Annotated in this window: 3 protein-coding genes and 1 pseudogene; 2 read left to right on the forward strand and 2 right to left on the reverse strand. The window is 63.0% G+C overall.

Going from position 1 to position 3940, the window contains the following annotated elements; all coding sequences use genetic code 11:
• The coding region (locus GY769_23245) for a group II intron reverse transcriptase/maturase (GenBank protein ID MCP4204836.1) at positions 1-459 on the reverse strand (459 nt) is incomplete at its 3' end.
• 77 nt (positions 460-536) lie between these two features.
• Here GY769_23245 and GY769_23250 point away from each other — a divergent pair.
• Both GY769_23250 and GY769_23255 read left to right on the forward strand, forming a co-directional pair.
• Positions 537-974 (forward strand): hypothetical protein, encoded by a 438-nt coding sequence (locus tag GY769_23250; protein ID MCP4204837.1) that lies wholly within the window; start codon positions 537-539, stop codon positions 972-974.
• Entirely contained in the window at positions 971-3193 is a 2223-nt protein-coding gene (locus GY769_23255) for a recombinase family protein (GenBank protein ID MCP4204838.1), read from the forward strand. The genes GY769_23250 and GY769_23255 overlap by 4 nt, the downstream gene beginning before the upstream one ends.
• A gap of 11 nt (positions 3194-3204) precedes the next feature.
• Here the strand turns inward: GY769_23255 and GY769_23260 are convergent.
• A pseudogene (locus GY769_23260) lies at positions 3205-3660 on the reverse strand (group II intron reverse transcriptase/maturase).
• Between the last annotated feature and the right edge of the window lie 280 nt (positions 3661-3940).

Genomic DNA, 3940 nt, shown 5'->3' on the forward strand with positions numbered 1-3940 from the left:
GAGGTTGTGCTTGCGGATGGTGAGTTCCCGCACTTTGGCTTTGAACCTCTCCACTGACTTGCTGCGCCTGCGTCGAGACCGTGACGAGAGGAAGAACCCGAGGAATTCGTAGCCTTCCCCGTAGGTCGTGATCTTCGTCTTCTGTGGGCTGAGGGCCAGCCCGAGGTCGTTTTCGAGCACACGTCGCACGAGTGTCAGAGCCTCTTGCGCCTGCTGTTTTGTCTGACAGACGATCACGAAGTCGTCGGCATATCGCGCGAAGCAATAGCCGGCGTCGTCGAGCGCCCAGTCGAGATGATTGAGCACCACGTTGGCCAGCAGAGGTGAGCAGACGCCGCCTTGCGGGACCCCCACCGTCGTCGGCTTGAACACGCCGTTCTCCATCACTCCAGCAGCGAGAAATTTCTCGACCAAGCGCAGGATGTTTCCATCCGCGACTTCCTCTGCAAGGGCTGCCATGATGACCTTGAACGGGATGTTGTCGAAGGAAGGTACGACACACTACCCACCTCGAGGGTTTCCCCTCGGCGGTCACGATCACCCGCCAACGTCACCCGTTCGAAGGTCAGTCGCTCGCCGTCCTAGGCTGGATGCATCGGCACCGGAGCCTGGAGCTGCTGTTGATCCTGCCCGATGGCAGTCGATCCCTGATTCCTGCAGCTTGGACTGATCTTGATCCCCCGAGCCAAGACAAGGCAACCGAGGGGATCCTGGCGTCTCCTTTCGAGTTGCTGCGTGCCCGGACCATCGTAGACGCTCTGCTCCGTCGAGTGGCCGCCTCGAAGCCCGAGAGCGCCCCCGACTCGACGGAGGAGGAAGAGCGTGCAACGGACTTTCGAGTTTGTGACGACGAGCCCGCCCGCTCCGCTACCGGAGGTGTGGCCAAGGCTCAACGACGAAGAACGGGCCGCCGCCGTGGCGATGCTGGCCCGGTTGATGGCCCAAACGCTCGAGCGAAAGGAGGAATCCGATGAGTGATCGCACCAAGATCACGCCGGCGCACACCTGCCGCGCCGCCTTCGTTTACTTGCGCCAATCCAGCCCGGGGCAGATGGTGCGCAATCGTGAATCCACGGATCGTCAGTACGGGCTCGTCCACCGCGCGCTCGAGTTCGGCTGGACCCGCGAGCAGACCACGGTGATCGACGAAGATCTCGGCGTCACAGGCAGTGGTGTCGTCGCTCGCTCCGGGTTCGCTCACATGATCGCTGAGGTTGCTCTGGGGCACGTAGGCCTGGTGCTGGCGCTCGAAGTCTCGAGGGTCGCACGCAACAACGCCGAGTGGTACCGGTTGCTCGATCTGTGCGGCATCACGGACACGTTGATTGGCGACAGCGATGGCCTCTACCATCCCGGTGATTTCAATGATCGCCTGCTGCTCGGCCTGAAGGGCACCATGTCGGAGGCCGAACTGCACGTCCTTCGTGCGCGGCTCGATGGCGGTATTCGCAACAAGGCGGCTCGAGGCGAGTTGCGTCGCGGTTTGCCCGTCGGTCTGGTCTGGGGAGATCAAGACGGCGAGGTTCGCTTCCATCCCGACGAGGCGGTGACCGGCGCGATCCGCACCGTGTTCGAGCGCTTCACCGAACTCGGCTCAGTACGTCAAGTTTGGCTCTGGTTCCTGTCCCAGGACCTGTCTTTTCCGCTACAGTCTAACCGATGGCCCGACATACAATGGGTGAAGCCCAGCTATCACGCCATCCACCGTGTGCTGAAAAACCCCACGTACGGTGGAGCTTATGCCCACGGCAAGACGCGTCATGAGCGCTACATCGACGAGTCTGGACGCGTGCGTAAACGCGTCCGGCGCTTACCCCGCTGCGAGTGGCAGGTGCTCATCCCCGATCACCACCAGGGCTTCATCGACTGGGAAACCTATGAGGCCAACCAGGAGCGCATTGCCCGCAACAGGCGTCCGCAACGCCATCAGGCGGGAGGAGCTGTGAGAGAAGGGGCTGCCTTGCTGCAAAGCATCGCCCGTTGTGGACGTTGCAACCGCCGACTGCGAGTGTCCTACCCGGGGAAGGGCTCGAGCCCGAGCTACTACTGCCCCGGCCACACGCTGGTCGACGGCCGAGGGAGTCACTGCTTACGGGTGGGGGGCCGCCAGATCGACCAGGCGGTGGCCGAGACGTTGCTCGCCGCCCTATTACCCGCCGGCATCGAGGCCTCTCTGGAAGCAGCCGACCAGCTCGAGGCCGACCGCGACGCGGCCCTCGCCCAGTGGCGCCTCGAGGTCGAGCGGACACGCTACGAGGCTGAACGCGCCGAACGACGCTACCTTGCCGTCGAGCCGGAGAATCGCCTCGTCGCTCGCACCCTCGAGAGCGAGTGGAATCACTGCCTGCGCGACCTGGCGGCGGCCGAAGCCGAGCTTGCCCGCCGAGAACAACGCACGCCGCGCAAGCTCAGCGAAGAGGATTACCGCAAGCTCCGAGAGCTGGGCCAGGATCTGGAGCGCGTCTGGTCCGCGCCCACCACCAGCGCCCGGGACCGCAAGCAACTCCTGCAAACGTTGGTCGAAGACGTCCTGGTCTGCATCGACCCGGCCGCCTCTCGGGCGCAGCTCACCCTGCGCTGGCGTGGGGGCGCCTTTACCGAGCTGGAAATCGAGCTGAAACGGGTCAGGAAATCTCCGGTCCGGACAGACGAAGACACGGTCGAGCTTCTCCGCCGGCTCGCGGTCCACTACCCGGACGCGATGATTGCCGGGATCTTCAATCGGCAGGGGCGGCGCACTGCGCGCGGGCACCGATTCAACGCCAACCGGGTCGGTAACCTACGGCGGCACCGGAAGATCCCTCGCTACCAACCGCCCCCAGAGCCTCCCGAAGGAGAGCTCGCCAACGTCGCCGAGGCCGCCAAGATCCTCGGCGTCGCACCCTCGACGGTCCATCGGTGGCTCAACGACGGCTTTATCGCCGGCGAGCAGCTCACCCCCGGAGCCCCATGGCGTATTCGAATCACCGAGGACCTTCGATCCCGGTTCGTTGAAGAAGCTCCTGAAGGCTGGCTACCGATGCTCGAGGCGACCAAAGTCCTCGGGGTCTCGCGCCAGACCGTGTTGCAGCGTGTCAAGCGCGGCGAGCTCCAAGCCGTACATGTCAGACAAGGAAGGAGAAAAGGCTTGAGAATCAAGGTGTTAGCGCAGCAACCTACCCTCTTCGACCAACCGTCACAAAAGGAGGTGTAGTGTGTCGCGGTCTCAAAGAACGCAGCGATGTCGGCGTCGAGTACGACCCGATATCCGTCCGCGTGGTACGCCAGCACCCGCTCGATGGCCTGGTGGCAGTTGCGATTCGGGATAAACCCGAAGGACGCCTGGTGAAACTTCGGTTCGAAGATCGGCGCCAGGAGTCTGCGGAGCACTTCCTGGGCGACGCGATCTCGGACCACTGGTATGCCCAATGGGCGAAACTTCTTCGCCTTCGGGTCTTTGGGTATGTAGACCCGGCGAAGGGGCCTTGGCCGGAAGTTTCCGGTCTTCAGGTCCCTCATCAGAGCCACGAGGTTCTCGTCGCGGTTGACGTCGAACATGTCGACGCTGACCTTGTCGATTCCCGCTGCGCCCCGATTTCGCTTCACCGCCTGAAAGGCCTGGATCATCAACCCCAGGGTGATCCTGCCGGTCAATGAGTGCACTTTCCGTTTCTTAGTCATGGTGTGTCTTTCACGTCTCGTAACCACGGAGATCGGGTTGCGGACCCGTTTGGGGCTGTGTCTTAGCGACTCCCCGGGTTGCCCGGCAAGAGCGCGGGCGGGCCATTTGGTGGCTTCAGCTAGAGAGGCTAACTCTCCCCGTGTGGTCTGCTCCGTTTCCCGTCTTCTACGGTTTCTCCTTTCACTGAGGCCCGCTGAGGGCTTCCAGCTACTCCGGATCTGCTGTGATCCCTAAAGAGGAGGCGGCTAAGACGACCTTCTCCTCACCGTCGCATTGCCA

Source organism: bacterium (genome assembly GCA_024224155.1).
Classification (GTDB): Bacteria; Acidobacteriota; Thermoanaerobaculia; order Multivoradales; family JAHEKO01; genus CALZIK01.